Below are 14,805 nucleotides of genomic sequence, written 5' to 3'. Positions count from 1 at the left end.
TCCGTGGCTTGGTCGGATTCTCTGGCTCAGGTCCCAATTCTGACAAGCTGTGTTTGCTGATGCAGTGCACAGTTCATTCCCGAGGTGACCAGGGATATCACCCCCGCTGCGAGGATGCTGGCTGAAAGTTGTCTTGAAGGACTCTGGGGAATCCGGCAGAGTGAAGCGGTAATCAAATCATTCGATCAGGAGGGCGAAATGAGCGACTCCGACACGAATTCCCAGTCGGGAACGAGGTTGGGTCCGGGTCCTGAAGAAGAGCTGCTCGTCGGTGACCCCGACCCCGTCGAACTGCATCTGCCAGAGAAACTCCACATCGGCGAATCCGATTCGGACGACGCGATCACCCAGAAGCTGCGTCGCCAGGGTGTGCGCATCGGCAAGGGCATGATCGCCCCGCGTGTCTTCTGGCCGGCACTGGTCATCATCGTTGCCATCGTCGTGTTCTCCGTGGCGCTGCCCGAGGGCACCGGCAATGTCATCTCGAGCATCCAGAACTGGATCGTCACCCAGCTCGGCTGGTACTACATGCTCGTCGTCGGACTCTTCGTCGCCTTCGCGATCGTCGTCGGCTTCTCGAAGTTCGGCAAGATCAAACTCGGCAAGGACGATGACGAACCGGAATTCGGCGTCCTGTCCTGGTTCGCCATGCTCTTCGCCGCCGGCATGGGCATCGGCCTCGTCTTCTACGGTGTGGCCGAACCGCTGACCTACGCGACCACCGGACCGAAACCCGGCTGGCCCGGCGGCGAGGTCGAGAACGCGCAGATGGGCATGGCGCAGACCTTCGTCCACTGGGGCCTGCACCCCTGGGCGCTCTACGCCGTGCTCGGCATGGCGTTGGCCTACGCCATCCACCGCCGCGGCCGTCCCCTGTCGATCCGCTGGGCGCTCGAACCGCTCCTCGGCAACAAGGTCAAGGGCTGGGCCGGTGACCTCATCGACGTCATCGCGATCTTCGGTACTGTCTTCGGCATCGCCACTTCGTTGGGCCTCGGCGTCCAGCAGATCTCCGCGGGTCTGAAGCATATCGGTCTCGTCGGCGAGTACGACGACACGTTCCTCATCATCCTCATCGTCATTATCACCTTCCTGGCCACCGCCTCGGTGGTCTCGGGAGTGGGCGCTGGAATCAAGTGGCTGTCGAACATCAATCTCACGATGGCAGGCGTCCTGCTCGTCACGGTTCTCGTGTTCGGTCCGACGCTCTTCCTGTTCCAGAACTTCGTCGAATCGCTCGGCGTCTGGCTGGCGAACGTGCTCAACATGACCTTCGACATCGGTGCCTACTCCGGCAAGGAAGGTGCCGAATGGAACTCGACCTGGACCCTGTTCTACTGGGGCTGGTGGATCTCCTGGGCGCCCTTCGTCGGTGTCTTCATCGCCCGCATCTCGCGCGGCCGCACCGTCCGCGAGTTCATCGCCGGTGTTCTGCTGGTCCCTTCGATCGTCGGATTCTTCTGGTTCTCCGTCCTCGGCGGAACCGGCATCCACAAGCAGATCTTCGGCTCCGGGGACCTCATCGATCCGGATGAGGGAGTCGTCGCCGAGCGCGTCCTCTTCGACGTTCTCGGCTCCCTTCCGCTGGGCTCGATCCTCTCGGTCCTCGCGATCATCCTCGTGGCGATCTTCTTCATCACGTCCTCGGATTCTGGCTCGCTCGTCGTCGACATGCTCGCCTCGGGTGGTCACCCGAACCCGCCGATCTGGTCGCGTGTGCTCTGGGCGCTGTTGGAGGGCGCGATCGCCATCGCGCTGCTCATGGCCGGCGGACTCGAAGCCCTGCAGGCAGGCTCGCTGATGACGGCGCTGCCGTTCTCGATCGTGCTGCTGCTCATCTGTGTGTCCACGATCAAGGCCTTCAGTATGGAGGCCAAACGGACCGCCGCAATCGAACGGGCCGCGAGGTTCCGCCAGGTCGGTGAACACCTTGCTGACGACTTCGACGAATACCTGGGCGAGAAGGTCGACGAACGCATCGACTACCGCCTCAAGAGTTCGCAGGGTCTGCTCGGCAAACAGCGTGCGAAGTCGGCCGGACGCACTGAGAAGCGCGGCGTCCGCGAGGTTCCGTCCAGAGAGTCGGAGACGCCTCCGGACACCGAGTCCTGACTTCCACATCAGGAGGGGTCCCTCACCGATGGGGCACGGCCGAGCAGCGCTGACTGCCCTCCACACGGGGCAGGGTCCCTCACCGTGGCGTCCCACCTCCGACGGAACCGCTCGACCATCCGGTCGGGCGGTTCCGTCATTCACGGCCGATGCCAGGGGAGAGCATCCTCGGCGACAGGATCCGAAATTGCGTTCCGGGACTTCTCCATGGGCGATGCCAGGGAGAGCATCCTCGGTGAAGCCGGCGTTGGGACCTCCTGCCATGGGCGGGACGGAACGAGTAGGCTGGTGGCAGCAGAAACGGCCGACCCCGACCAAGGAGCATGTATGCCCATCGCCAGCCCCGAAGTGTATGCCGAAATGATCGACCGCGCGAAGACCCAGGGCTTCGCCTACCCCGCGATCAACTGCACCTCCTCGCAGACGATCAACGCCGCCATCCGCGGTTTCGCCGAGGCCGGATCCGACGGCATTGTGCAGATCTCCACGGGCGGTGCCGAATACATGTCCGGCCCGACGGTCAAGGACCGCGTGCGGGGTGCCATCGCGTTCTCCGTCTTCGCTGCCGAGGTGGCCAAAAGCTACGACGTCAACATCGCGCTGCACACCGACCATGCACCGAAGGACGCCGTCGAAGCCTGGGTCAAGCCCCTGCTGGCCGCGTCGACCGAGCGCGTGAAGAACGGCGGTGAGCCCTACTTCCAGTCGCACATGTGGGACGGTTCCGCCGTTCCGCTCGACGAGAACCTCACCCTCGCCGAGGAGCTGCTCGAGCTCTCGACGGCAGCGCACTCGATCCTCGAGATCGAGGTCGGCGTCGTCGGCGGCGAAGAGGACGGCGTCGAGAACGAGATCAACGACAAGCTCTACACCACCGTCGAGGACGGGCTGGCCACCGCGCGAGCGCTGGGCACTGGCGAGAAGGGCCGCTACCTCACGGCGCTGACCTTCGGAAACGTCCACGGCGTGTACAAGCCCGGCAATGTGAAGCTGCGTCCCGAACTCCTCGGTGAGATCCAGGAGAAGGTCGGTGCCGAGGTCGGCAAGAAGGCTCCCTTCGACCTCGTCTTCCACGGCGGTTCGGGCTCGAGTGCTGAAGAGATCGCCGAGGCGGTCCGCCACGGAGTCGTGAAGATGAATATCGACACGGACACCCAGTACGCCTTCACCCGCCCCGTCGTCGAGCACATGTTCCGCAACTACGACGGAGTGCTCAAGATCGACGGCGAGGTCGGCGACAAGAAGCTCTATGACCCGCGCTCCTACGGCAAGGCCGCAGAGAAGGGCATGGCCGAGCGTATCGTCGAAGCCTGCCAGAACCTCGGCTCGGCAGGCACCAGCCTGAACAAGTGAGGCTCAGCCGGCTCAGCCGGCTGGGCCAGCACGGTCGGCTTAGCCAGCGCGGCTAGCTCGGCCAGTGCAGTCGGCTCAGCTAGCTCGGCCGGCTCAGCTAGCTCGGCCAGTGCAGTCGGCTCAGCTAGCTCGGCCGGCTCGGCTGGTGAGCCGGAGGGCGGCAGAGTCTGCCTCGCGAACCGACAGCGGCCGTCGCCCGATTCAGGGCGGCGGCCGCTTTGTGGGGGTGCTGCGCATGCTGAACCGTCGAGAAACGGGCTGAGTGTCGAGAAACGCACGCGCACACCCGTGTCTCGACACTCAGCCCGTTTCTCGGCGAGATTCCACTGTGAATGGCACGAGGCCCGGGACGCCATTGTCCCGGGCCTCGTATCGTCTCTCGGTTCGGCGGACGATGCATCAGCCGAACGACCTGCCTGCCTGCCTGCCTGCCGATCGGGCTGCTTGCCGTACGGCCGGCAGTCCGATCGTAGGGGGCATCAGCCTTCCGGCACCGCCTCGCCGGCCTTGAGCCGCGCCACGCGCTGATCCCAGAAGTCGGCATTGCGCACGCCGATCTTCTCGGGCTCGAACACCGGATCCAGGCCGTGCTTGGTCTGGCGTTCGAAGTCGCGCAGGAGCTTGAACGCCGGCTGCTGCAGGATGAGGATGCCGATGATGTTCAGCCAGGCCATGAGGCCCACGCCGATGTCACCGAGTGCCCAGGCGCTGCCTGCCGTCGACATTGCACCCACGGCGACGGCGATGAGGATGAGCAGCTGCAGCACGCGCTTGCCGATGGCGAGCACCAGGGTGTTCTTGGCCTTGCCCAGCAGGTACACGAGGTTCGTCTCGGCCATGTAGTAGTAAGCGACGATCGTGGTCAGGGCGAAGAGGAAGATCGAGATCGCGATGAAGCTGGCACCGAAGCCGTGGATCATCGAGTCGAGTCCCGCCTGGGGCCACTTCTCGCCCGGAGTTGCGGCGATCTCCTCGGCCATCTGTCCGCGGCCGGTGCCGATGATCGTCGTCTCGTCGGCGTCGAAGACCTTGTACATGCCGGTCGAGAGGATCATGAACGCGGTCGCCGAGCACACGAACAGGGTGTCGATGTAGACCGAGCCGGCCTGCACGAGTCCCTGCTTCGAGGGGTGTGAGACCTCGGCAGCCGAGGCTGCGTGCGGTCCGGTTCCCTGTCCTGCCTCGTTCGAGTAGATGCCGCGCTGGACGCCCCACTGGACCGCCATGCCGATGATTCCGCCGAAGGCCGCTTCCGGTCCGGCGTCGATGCCGAAGGCCGAGGTGAACATCAGCTGGAAGACCGGAACGATCTGGTCGGCGTTGATGATGGTCACGGCGATGGCCGCAACGATGTAGATGACGGCCATGAACGGCACGGCCAGCGAAGCGAAGTGCGCGATGCGCTTGATTCCGCCGACGACGATGAAGCCCATGATGATGACGAGCGCGATTGCGGTGCCCCAGGTGGGAACGCTCCAGGCGTTCTCGACGGCGCCGGAGATCGCATTGGACTGGATGCCCGGCAGCATGAAGGACATGGCGATGACGGTCACTGCCGCGAAGACCATGCCGTAGACCTTGAACAGGCCGCGGGCCTTGGTGTGGCGGTAGGCCTTCTCGAGGTAGAAGGCCGGGCCGCCGCGGTACTCACCGGTGCGGGGATCCTGTTCCTTGAAGATCTGTCCCAGGGTGGATTCGACGTAGGACGTCGAGGCGCCGAGGAGGGCCGAGATCCACATCCAGACGACGGCACCGGGGCCGCCGAAGCCGATGGCGGTGGCGACGCCGGCGATATTGCCGACGCCCACGCGACCTGCCAGAGAGATCGCCAGAGCCTGGAAGGACGAGACTCCCTCATTGGAGCTCTTGCCCTTGAACATCTGCGTGAAGATGGCAGGAATCTGACGGATCTGAACCGCGCGCGAGCGGATCGTGAAATAGACACCTGCGCCGAGGCACAGGTAGACGAGGGCGGAAGACCACACAACCCCGTTGAGCCAGTCGATGAAAGCGGACACGCTTCTCCATTCGTTCTTCCGAGCCGGGATCGCCGACACGGTGTTGCTTAACAAGCGTCTGTGCCAGAGCACCGGCCGGCGGGGGACCGGCCGGTTTCACGAGAGTTTCCCTAGCGTTCTCTGTGATGCACCTCATAAGTCAAGCCGATTGTCATCGGTGACGCAAATCGCATTCGCCGAGGCGGCTCCCCGTCGCGCTGTCGGCGTCGGAGCCGTGGGATTCGGTGAGTCGGGGAACGGTTCGCGGCAGGGGCGGGCGAGATGAGGGGCGATGCCGGAAGGGATCTCAGCCATTGCGGCAAGGGATGTTTCGCTGTGTCGTCAGGGCCGCCTCGGCGAATTGTTGCGAAGTCGTTGCGAACTGGATCACTTCATGTGCGTCAGTTCACTATTTGGGACGGGAACCGTAAGATGTGGTGCGGATCTCTTCGAGCAAAGAAGACACGAAGAGCACTTGTGAAAGACAGGAACACCATGAAACGACGAACTGGCGCAAAGGCCGTGGCCATCGCTGCGGCCGGCGCTCTGCTCCTCTCCGCCTGCTCGACCTCGACGACCGGAGGCGGCGGCGGGGACGACAAAGGCGGAATGCTCACGGTCGGAACCACGGACAAGGTCGTGGCTCTCGACCCGGCTGCTGCGTACGACAACGGAAGCTCGCTCGTCGAACAGCAGATCTACCCGTACATCCTCGCCTACAAGCCGGGTACGGCCGAGCTCAACCCTTCGATAGCCGAGTCCGCTGACTTCACCGAGCCGACGAAGTACGAGGTCAAGCTCAAGGACGGACTCAAGTACGCCAACGGCAACGAACTGACCTCCTCGGACGTGAAGTTCTCCTTCGATCGTCAGCTGAAGATCCAGGATCCCAACGGGCCCTCTTCGCTGCTCGGTGGTCTGAAGTCCGTGGAGACCCCGGATGAGAAGACCGTCGTCTTCAACCTCAAGCGCAAGAACGACCAGACCTGGCCCGGAGTCCTCGCCAGCGCCGCCGGACCGATCGTCGATGAAGACGTGTTCTCGGCCGACAAGGTCACGAAGGACCAGGAGATCGTCGACGGCAAGGCCTTCGCCGGCCCGTACACGATCGACGGCTTCAAGTTCAACGAGCTGATCACCTACAAGGCGAACCCGGACTACAAGGGCTTCATCGAGCCGGCGAAGACCGAGACCGTGCAGATGAAGTACTACTCGGACGCGAACAACATGAAGCTCGACGTCCAGGAGAACACCATCGACGTCGCGTGGCGTTCGCTCTCGGCCACCGACGTCGAGGACCTCGGCAAGAACGAGGACCTCAAGGTCCACAAGGGACCCGGCGGCGAGATCCGCTATATCGTGTTCAACTACGACACGATGCCCTTCGGTGCGAAGACCGATGACGCCGACGAGAAGAAGGCGCTCGCCGTCCGTCAGGCCATGGCCGACTCCGTCGACCGTCAGGCGATCGCCAGCCAGGTCTACAAGGACACCTTCACTCCGCTGTATTCGCATGTGCCCGACGGGCTTCCCGGCTCCGATGAACCGCTGAAGTCCGAATACGGCGACGGCAAGGGCGGCGCCGATGTCGAGAAGGCGAAGAAGGCGCTCAAGGACGCCGGAGTCAAGACCCCGGTCGAGCTCAAGCTCCAGTACAACCCTGACCACTACGGTCCCTCCTCGGGCGATGAATACGCCCTGGTCAAGGACCAGCTGGACAAGACCGGGCTGTTCAAGGTCAAGCTGCAGTCGACCGAGTGGGTGCAGTACTCGAAAGACCGCACCGATGACGTCTATCCGATGTATCAGCTGGGTTGGTTCCCGGACTACTCGGATGCCGACAACTATCTCGTGCCGTTCTTCTACGACACGGATGAGACCCCGTCGTTCCTCGCCAACCACTACCGCGACGAGGCGATGAACAAGGAACTCAACGCCCAGTCCTCGATCGCCGATGAGGGCAAGCGCGAAGAGGCTCTGAAGAAGATCCAGGGTCAGCTGGCCGACGAACTGCCGACCCTGCCGCTGCTGCAGGGCAACCAGATCGCCGTGTCCGGCAAGGACGTCAAGGGCGTCGACGACACCCTCGACCCTGCATTCCAGTTCCGTCTGGCACTGCTGAGCAAGTGATCACCCACACGAGGTGCAGGTGAGCCGATCAGGCCGCCTGCACCTCGTGGCGCGTCCGCGGCGAGGTCCGTACACCTGCAGTGACCCTCGCCGAGCTGTCCCTTGCCGCTGGCGCATCGAAACACATCCCATAAGGAACACATGTCTGCTGCCATCAGCGAACCAGGGGCTGAGGCCGCCGAGACTTCGGTCGCGGTCAAGAAGCCCTCGGGAGGCGGTCTGGGACGTTATGTCCTCATCCGCTTCCTGCTCATCATTCCCACCATCTTCATCCTCACCACTCTGGTGTTCTTCCTCATGCGCATCACCGGTGACCCGATCACCGCAGCGCTGGGCGGACGCCTGACGAAGGCCCAACTGGCCGAGCGCGTCCACGCCGCCGGCTACGACCGGCCCATCCTCGTCCAGTACTTCGAATACCTGGGCAATCTGCTCAAGGGCGACTTCGGCACCGCGGTCTCCGACGGGCAGCCGGTCTCGTCGATCCTGCTCAACTACGGAGCAGCGACCGTCGAACTGGTCTTCTACGCGCTCATCGTCGCGTTCATCCTCGGCATCCCGCTGGGCATGCTCGCCGCCTACCACCGCGACAAGGCCCCGGACGCGGCACTGCGTGTGCTCGCGATCCTCGGTTATGCGACGCCGGTGTTCTTCGCGGGCATGATCCTCAAGCTCGTCTTCGGTGTCTTCCTGCCGATCCTGCCCGTCGCCGGCCGCGGCACCACAGAGACCGAATACATCATGTCCGGTGTCGTCGGCCCGACGAGGTTCTACCTCATCGACGCACTGCGCATCGGCAACTTCTCGGTCCTCGGCGATGTGCTCGCCCATGCGGTGCTGCCGGCGATCGCGCTCGGCGTGCTCACCGCCGGAGTGTTCCTCCGGCTCGTGCGCACGAACCTCATCGGCACGCTCGAGCAGCAGTACGTCGACTCCGGCCGATCCCGCGGAATCTCCGAATACCGCCTGGTCACCAAGCACGCGTACCGTCCTGCGCTGATCCCGATCATCACGGTCATGGGTATGCAGATCGCGCTCATGCTCGCCGGCGCCGTACTCACCGAGACGACGTTCGAGTGGAAGGGGCTCGGCTTCAAACTCGCCGAGTACCTGACCGCCCGTGACTTCGTGGCAGTGCAGGGAATCGTCGTGTTCCTCGCCGTCATCGTCGCGGTCACGAACTTCCTCGTCGACGTCATCGCCGCGTTCATCGACCCGAGAGTGAGGTACTGATGTCCACTCCAGACTACCCGCAGAACCAGGGCCCGGCTGACGAGGCCCAGACCTTCGCCGAGGAAGCTCCCGGCTCCGGAGTGCCGGCAGTGGCGTTCGACGACCGGGCCAAGAGATCCTGGTTCTCTCGGCTGCCGATCATCTCGCATCTGCGCCAGTCCGTGGGGCTGCAGCGCGGAATGCTCATCACCGGACTGGTGCTGTGCGGGATCGTGCTCATCTGCGCGATCTTCGCACCGCTCATCGCCCCGTACGGCTTCAACCAGCTGGGCACGTCCGAGGGGAACTTCGGGTCGAAGCTGCCACCCGGCGGCACCCACATCTGGGGCACGACCGTCGGCGGCTACGATGTCTTCTCCCGTGTCGTCTGGGGCGCCCAGACCGCAGTGGCCGTCATCGTCGTGGCCGTGGTCATGTCGATCTTCGCCGGTGTCATCCTCGGTCTCGTCTCCGGCTACATCGGCGGCTGGCTCGACCGCATCCTCGTCGTCATCGCCGATGCCGTCTACGCCTTCCCGACCCTGCTGCTGGCGCTGGTCATGTCGATCGCGATCTCCGGCGGTCAGTCGAGCGCATGGGGCGGCATCGCCGCGGCCGCGTTCTCGATCACGGTCGTCTTCATCCCGCAGTACTTCCGCGTCGTCCGTGCCGAGACCCTGCGGCTGAAGGCCGAACCGTTCGTCGAATCGGCGATCGTCCTCGGCGCCTCGAAGACGCGGATCATCTCCAAGCACATCTTCCGCAATGCCACGCGGACCCTGCCGCTGATCTTCACACTCAACTCCTCCGAGGCGATCCTGACCTTGGCCGGACTCGGGTTCCTGGGCTTCGGAATCGAACCCACCTCGGCGTCGGAATGGGGATACGACCTCAACAAGGCACTGCCGGACGTCACCTCCGGCGTGTGGTGGACGGCGGTGTTCCCGGGCCTGGCCATCGTGCTCACGGTGCTGGGAATCACCCTGGTCGGTGAGTCGATGAACGACCTCAACGACCCGCGTCTGCGCGTGCGGCGCAAAGCCAAGGTCAAGAACGTCAAGCCCGCGGAGGTCACGGCATGAGCAAGCAGAAACACGAGCGGACCGCCTCGGCGACGGGCAGCATCCTCGATGTCGACAGCCTCGACGTCACCTTCTCCACCGATGGCGGGGACGTCCACGCCGTCAAGGACGTGTCGCTGAGCGTCTCGCCCGGTGAGGTGCTGGCGATCGTGGGGGAGTCGGGGTCCGGCAAGACCGTGACAGCCCGGTCCATCCTCGGTCTGCTGCCCGAGACGGCGCAGCGAACCGGGGCCATCGTCATCTCAGGTGCGAACGTGCTCAGCGTCTCCGCCGATGAGCTGCGTGCCATGCGCGGCCGGGATGTGGCGATGGTCTTCCAGGAGCCGTCGACGGCGCTCAACCCCGTCTTCACGGTCGGGTGGCAGATCGCCGAAGGTCTGCGCGCGCACGATAGGAAGGCGAGCAAGGCCGACCTCAAGGCGCGCGTCGTCAAGGCCATGCGGCAAGTCGGGATCCCCGATGCCGAAAGCCGTTTCGACTACTACCCGCACCAGTTCTCGGGCGGGCAGAAGCAGCGCATCGTCATCGCCATGGCCCTCGCTCTCGGGGCGAAGCTCATCGTCGCCGACGAGCCGACCACCGCACTCGACGTCACCGTGCAGGCGGAGATCCTCGACCTGCTGCGCGAGCTGCGTGACGAGACGGGCACGGCCATCGTTCTCATCACCCACAATATGGGCGTCGTCGCCGACCTCGCCGATCGAGTGGCCGTGATGCTGCGCGGCGACCTCGTCGAAGTCTCGACCGTCGAGCAGCTCTTCAACGATCCGCAGGAGCAGTACACGCGCGAACTCCTCGCCGCGGTGCCGCGGATCGGGTCGACCGTGGCCGGCAGCCGCAAGGCGGCCGCCGCCTCAGCGCGCACTGACTTGACGGGGGAGACCTCGGACGGGGTCGCATCGGCAGGGGAGACCTCGGACGGGGCTGCCTCGGCGAAGGAGGGAGTCGCCTCGGCGAAGAACGGGGACGCACGCGAATCGATCGTGACCGCGCGCGAGCTCGACATCGTCTATCCGGGCGGGATCGGCAAGTCGGACTTCCACGCGGTGAAGAAAGTCAGCTTCGACATCAAGGCCGGCGAGGTCTACGGGCTCGTCGGCGAGTCGGGGTCGGGTAAGACGACGATCGGGCGTGCGATCGCGGGCCTGACCAGGGCCAGCGGCGGCAGCCTCTCCGTTCTCGGGCACGAGATGGTCGGGTTCAAGGAGCGTGAGTTCTCGAAGATCCGGCGACGGATCGGGTTCGTGTTCCAGGACCCGGCGGCCTCGTTCAATCCGCATCTGTCGATCGGGGAGTGCATCGCCGAACCGTTCGCGATCCACCGTCGGGAGATGAGTGCGAACGACCGGTCGCAGCGAGTGCTCGAACTCCTCGATTCCGTGCAGCTGCCGAAGGCTTATGCGGCGCGGTATCCGCACGAACTCTCCGGCGGTCAGCGGCAGAGGGCCTCCCTGGCGCGAGGACTGGCGCTCGATCCGGAGCTGCTCATCGCCGATGAGCCGACCTCGGCGCTCGATGTGTCCGTGCAGGCGAAGGTGCTCGAGCTCTTCGTCGAGCTGCAGAACCGCTTCGACTTCGCGGCCCTGTTCATCAGTCACGATCTCGCCGTCGTCGATATGCTCTCCGACCGTATCGGGGTGCTCTTCCACGGCGAGCTGCTCGAAGAGGGCACGGGTGAGCAGGTGCTCGGTGCGCCGCAGGAGGACTACACGAAGCGCCTCATCGCCTCGTTGCCGGTCCCGGACCCGAAGGAGCAGGCGAAGCGCCGCGAGCTGGCAAGAACCCTCCGCCCCTAATTGCTACTGTGAGTATTGATGGTGGCTGGTCTGGGACTGGCTGGCAGAGTAGGAACTGACCGTCCCATCGATCATCATGACTCTTATTGCTACTGACTCGAACGATGTCCTCGTCGGGATCTGTCTGATGATTGGTGGGCGGTCGGCACCGGCTCGGCCCACATCGATAACTTGATCAGAAGGTTGTCCGTTCCTGACCGAACGTGACTCATCACAGTAGTGTTTCGACGTGACTATCTCCCGGACCGGAGCCGACCGCTTTGACGGTCGGACCTCATCCGCTCTGACACAGGAGAGTCACGAACCGTCATGACTATCATCTCGCATTTATACGCGTTTGTCGTTGGCGTCGACACCCACGCGAAGAACCACGTCTACAGCGTGCTGACCAACACTGGCGAGCACGTCGACACGGCCGCATTCCCGACCACGAAAGCTGGCCTGAAACGGGCCCTGGCGTGGGCTGGCCGCCGTACTCGCGGCGACCTCGATACCCTGTGGGTCATCGAGGGCATCGGCACTTACGGGGCGATCCTGGCCGACCATGTCGCCGACGCAGGCTATACGGTCGCCGAGGCCGCCAGCATGAATGCTCGCGACCGGCACGCCACGGGCAAAGACGACCAGATCGATGCCCGACGGATCGCTGGCACGGTCCTGCCTTTGGACGAGTCACGGCTGCGGTTTCCCCGGCAGGCTGATGGGCCGCGCCAGGGACTGCGGATCCTGGTCAAAGCGCGGGAGTCCATGACCCAGGAGAAGACACGCACCATCAACGCACTCACCGCGCTGTTGCGGACTCATGACCTCGGTATGGATGCGCGTCGGAAACTGTCGGTCGTGAAGATCCAGACGGTGGCGAAGTGGCGGCTCAGGAACGAGGCTGTGGAACTGACCGAGGCTCGTCGGGAAGCCATCCGGTTAGCCAAACGCGTCATCGAACTCGAGGCGGACATCAAGGACTACGCCACCCGGATCGGGGCGATGGTCAAGGACAGTCCAGCTGCGGTGTTGCTGGCTGAGCCGGGGATCGGGCCGATCACCGCGGCTGTGTTCTACCTGGCCTGGTCGCATCATGGGCGGGTGCGTTCCGAGGCAGCGTTCGCGAAGTTGGCGGGGGTCTGCCCGATACCGGCGTCGTCGGGGAACGTGGTGAGGTTTAGGCTTAACCGCAGTGGCGATCGGCGGTTGAATTCTGCGTTGTACATGGTGGCCATCACGCGGCTTTCTCACCAGGAGAAGTCCCAGGCATACATGGCTAAACGGCTTGGTGAGGGGAAGACGAAGAAGGAGACGATCCGGTGCATGAAGCGTCACGTGGCTCGTTCTGTTTATCGGATTCTCGAGGCCACGAAACCGATCGGCCAGGCCGCTTGACAGACATAGAAGGATCCTGACGGCGGCCCAGCAACCTCGCGCGAGGTTGCTGGGCCGCCGTCAGGTAGTAAGGGGGTCAGTTGGTGTCGGCGATGAAGTCGAGCATTCCGGCCTGGTTGACAGGCAGGGCCAGCAGGCGGTCGAGTTCGGCCTCGTCGGGGTCGATGCCGAGGATGCGCATCGAGTACTGAGTGAAGTCGCGCTCGATCATGTCAGGCGTCAGGTCACCCGTCGGCCGGTACCACAGCGAGAGCGAGTTGCAGATCGAGTGGATGGCGCGAGTGGCCAGAGCCGCACTGCTGACGTGGAACTTCCCTGAATCGATGCCGGCCTGGACGATATCGCCCATGATCTCGCGGGCCTCTCGCTGGAGTTCTTTGACGCGGATGGCGTTGTCGCCGGTGAGCCGCTCGGTGTCGCGCAGCAGCACGGTGGAGACCGAGACGTTCTCCATGCGATAGCGGGCGAGGTAGCGCACCGCCACGGCCAACTGATCGACGACATCGTCATCGACGTCGGCGATGACCGCTCGGCAGTGCTCGACGTACCAGGTATAGGCTGTGTGGACGAGCTCGTAGAGAGCTTCCTGCTTGGACGGGAAGTAGTAGTAGAGCGCTGAGAGGCTCAGACCTGCTGTCTGTGCGATATCGCGGATGGACGCGCCGTCGAATCCTTTGTCCGCGAAGGTGTCCCGGGCCGAGCGGAGAATATTGTTGCGGCCGTTGGTTGAGCGCACGATGACCGGACTCCTTGCCTTGTTTTCCGTTGAAGCCGACTTTTTAACGAACAGTCTTTCACTTGCCCAACGACCATACACGACAGGCGGTCTCTGCGGGCCTGATTTCGCGCGGAATTACGGTATCACCGTGTTCGGCGTCCGTTGCGACCGGTCGCGGACTTCGTATGGCCCCGTCACCGGAACAGTGATCGAGCAGTGCCTGGTCAGTGACCTGACTCAGTCTCAACCGGTGACCAGCGTCACTCTCTATCCGGGAATGATTGAGTGTTCAACAATGTTGGGCAGTGTGGAGTTGCAGCCGATCCGGTTCGCCGAGGTCGCAGGCTCCACCAGTGAACTCGACCGCCATGGCCGCCCGGCCGGTGGACACCGCTCAACGATTTGAGGACGCATATGCTCAACATTGCCATCATTCCCGGAACTTCCCGCCCGCAGGCGCTCAACCCGCAGATCGTGAACTGGGTCGAGCAGCAGCTGGCTTCCAATGATGACGTCCGCGCCGAGGTCGTCGACTTCGGCAGCTTCGACCTGCCCCTCCTCGACGAGGTGATCCCCGCCGGTGCGAAGATGTACGCCAACGACCACACGAAGGCTTGGGGCGCGAAGCTCGAAGAGTTCGACGCCTTCATCTTCGTCACTCCGGAGTACAACCACTCGATCTCGGGTTCGCTGAAGAACGCCCTCGACTTCGTCGCCACCGAGTTCAACCACAAGGTCGCCGGCATCGTGAACTACGGCGCCGACAAGGGAGTGCGCGCCGCTGAGCACCTGCGCCACATCCTCGCGAACTACAAGCTCGCCGTCGTCCGCGACCAGGCATCGTTCTCGATCTTCACCGACGTCGCCGACGGCACGTTCGCCCCGACCGAGGTCTCGGCCGCCCCGTTCGCCTCCATGGTCGACGACATCGTCGCCTGGGGCGAGGCCCTGAAGTCCGTGCGCGAAGCCGGTGCCGAGGAGCAGGCTGCCTGAGTCCGCCCTCGCAGCTGAGCTGAGACAGGCCCGCC

11 protein-coding genes are annotated in these 14,805 nt (G+C 64.0%); 9 read left to right on the top strand and 2 right to left on the bottom strand.

Going from position 1 to position 14,805, the window contains the following annotated elements; genetic code table 11:
• The first annotated feature begins 198 nt into the window (after nt 1–198).
• Both AC3CD9_RS13890 and fbaA read left to right on the top strand, forming a co-directional pair.
• On the top strand, nt 199–2,112 hold the full coding sequence (locus AC3CD9_RS13890) for a BCCT family transporter (RefSeq protein WP_488364475.1): 1,914 nt from the start codon (nt 199–201) through the stop codon (nt 2,110–2,112).
• Between the two features lie 327 nt (nt 2,113–2,439).
• Entirely contained in the window at nt 2,440–3,465 is a 1,026-nt protein-coding gene (gene fbaA / locus AC3CD9_RS13885; protein WP_488364474.1) for a class II fructose-bisphosphate aldolase, read from the top strand.
• Between the two features lie 479 nt (nt 3,466–3,944).
• Here the strand turns inward: fbaA and AC3CD9_RS13880 are convergent, their stop codons facing one another.
• Nucleotides 3,945–5,483, bottom strand: a complete 1,539-nt coding sequence (locus AC3CD9_RS13880; protein WP_488364473.1) for an alanine/glycine:cation symporter family protein — start codon at nt 5,481–5,483, stop codon at nt 3,945–3,947.
• A 474-nt stretch (nt 5,484–5,957) separates the two neighbouring features.
• Here AC3CD9_RS13880 and AC3CD9_RS13875 point away from each other — a divergent pair, with 474 nt between their 5' ends.
• From AC3CD9_RS13875 to AC3CD9_RS13855, 5 genes are all read left to right on the top strand, one after another.
• Nucleotides 5,958–7,592 (top strand): ABC transporter substrate-binding protein, encoded by a 1,635-nt coding sequence (locus AC3CD9_RS13875; RefSeq protein WP_488364472.1) that lies wholly within the window; start codon nt 5,958–5,960, stop codon nt 7,590–7,592.
• Between the two features lie 141 nt (nt 7,593–7,733).
• Nucleotides 7,734–8,825: an ABC transporter permease gene (locus AC3CD9_RS13870; RefSeq protein WP_139469086.1), complete on the top strand. Its 1,092-nt coding sequence runs from the start codon at nt 7,734–7,736 to the stop codon at nt 8,823–8,825.
• Nucleotides 8,825–9,886 carry an ABC transporter permease gene (locus tag AC3CD9_RS13865; protein ID WP_488364471.1) on the top strand — a complete coding sequence of 354 codons (1,062 nt, stop codon included), beginning with the start codon at nt 8,825–8,827 and terminating at the stop codon, nt 9,884–9,886. The genes AC3CD9_RS13870 and AC3CD9_RS13865 overlap by 1 nt, the downstream gene beginning before the upstream one ends.
• Entirely contained in the window at nt 9,883–11,682 is a 1,800-nt protein-coding gene (locus tag AC3CD9_RS13860) for a dipeptide ABC transporter ATP-binding protein (RefSeq protein WP_488364470.1), read from the top strand. The genes AC3CD9_RS13865 and AC3CD9_RS13860 overlap by 4 nt, the downstream gene beginning before the upstream one ends.
• A 309-nt stretch (nt 11,683–11,991) precedes the next feature.
• The gene (locus AC3CD9_RS13855; protein ID WP_488364469.1) at nt 11,992–13,059 is read left to right on the top strand and encodes an IS110 family RNA-guided transposase; all 1,068 of its coding nucleotides are present in this window, start codon (nt 11,992–11,994) and stop codon (nt 13,057–13,059) included.
• 76 nt (nt 13,060–13,135) lie between these two features.
• On the opposite strand, the gene AC3CD9_RS13850 is transcribed toward AC3CD9_RS13855, so the two are convergent.
• Nucleotides 13,136–13,795 carry a TetR/AcrR family transcriptional regulator gene (locus tag AC3CD9_RS13850; protein ID WP_488364468.1) on the bottom strand — a complete coding sequence of 220 codons (660 nt, stop codon included), beginning with the start codon at nt 13,793–13,795 and terminating at the stop codon, nt 13,136–13,138.
• Nucleotide 13,796: 1 nt separating this feature from the next.
• Between AC3CD9_RS13850 and AC3CD9_RS13845 the strand changes: the two genes are divergently transcribed.
• Together AC3CD9_RS13845 and AC3CD9_RS13840 are read left to right on the top strand one after the other, a co-directional pair.
• Nucleotides 13,797–14,183, top strand: coding sequence for a hypothetical protein (locus AC3CD9_RS13845; protein ID WP_488364467.1), 387 nt, complete (start codon nt 13,797–13,799; stop codon nt 14,181–14,183).
• Nucleotides 14,184–14,191: 8 nt separating this feature from the next.
• Nucleotides 14,192–14,770 (top strand): NADPH-dependent FMN reductase, encoded by a 579-nt coding sequence (locus AC3CD9_RS13840; RefSeq protein ID WP_488364466.1) that lies wholly within the window; start codon nt 14,192–14,194, stop codon nt 14,768–14,770.
• Nucleotides 14,771–14,805: the final 35 nt, after the last annotated feature.

The sequence above is a fragment of the Brevibacterium sp. MGP-B1 genome (assembly GCF_057766545.1).
Note: the sequence above shows the minus strand (reverse complement) of the source record. Positions and strands in the feature narration are given on the sequence as shown.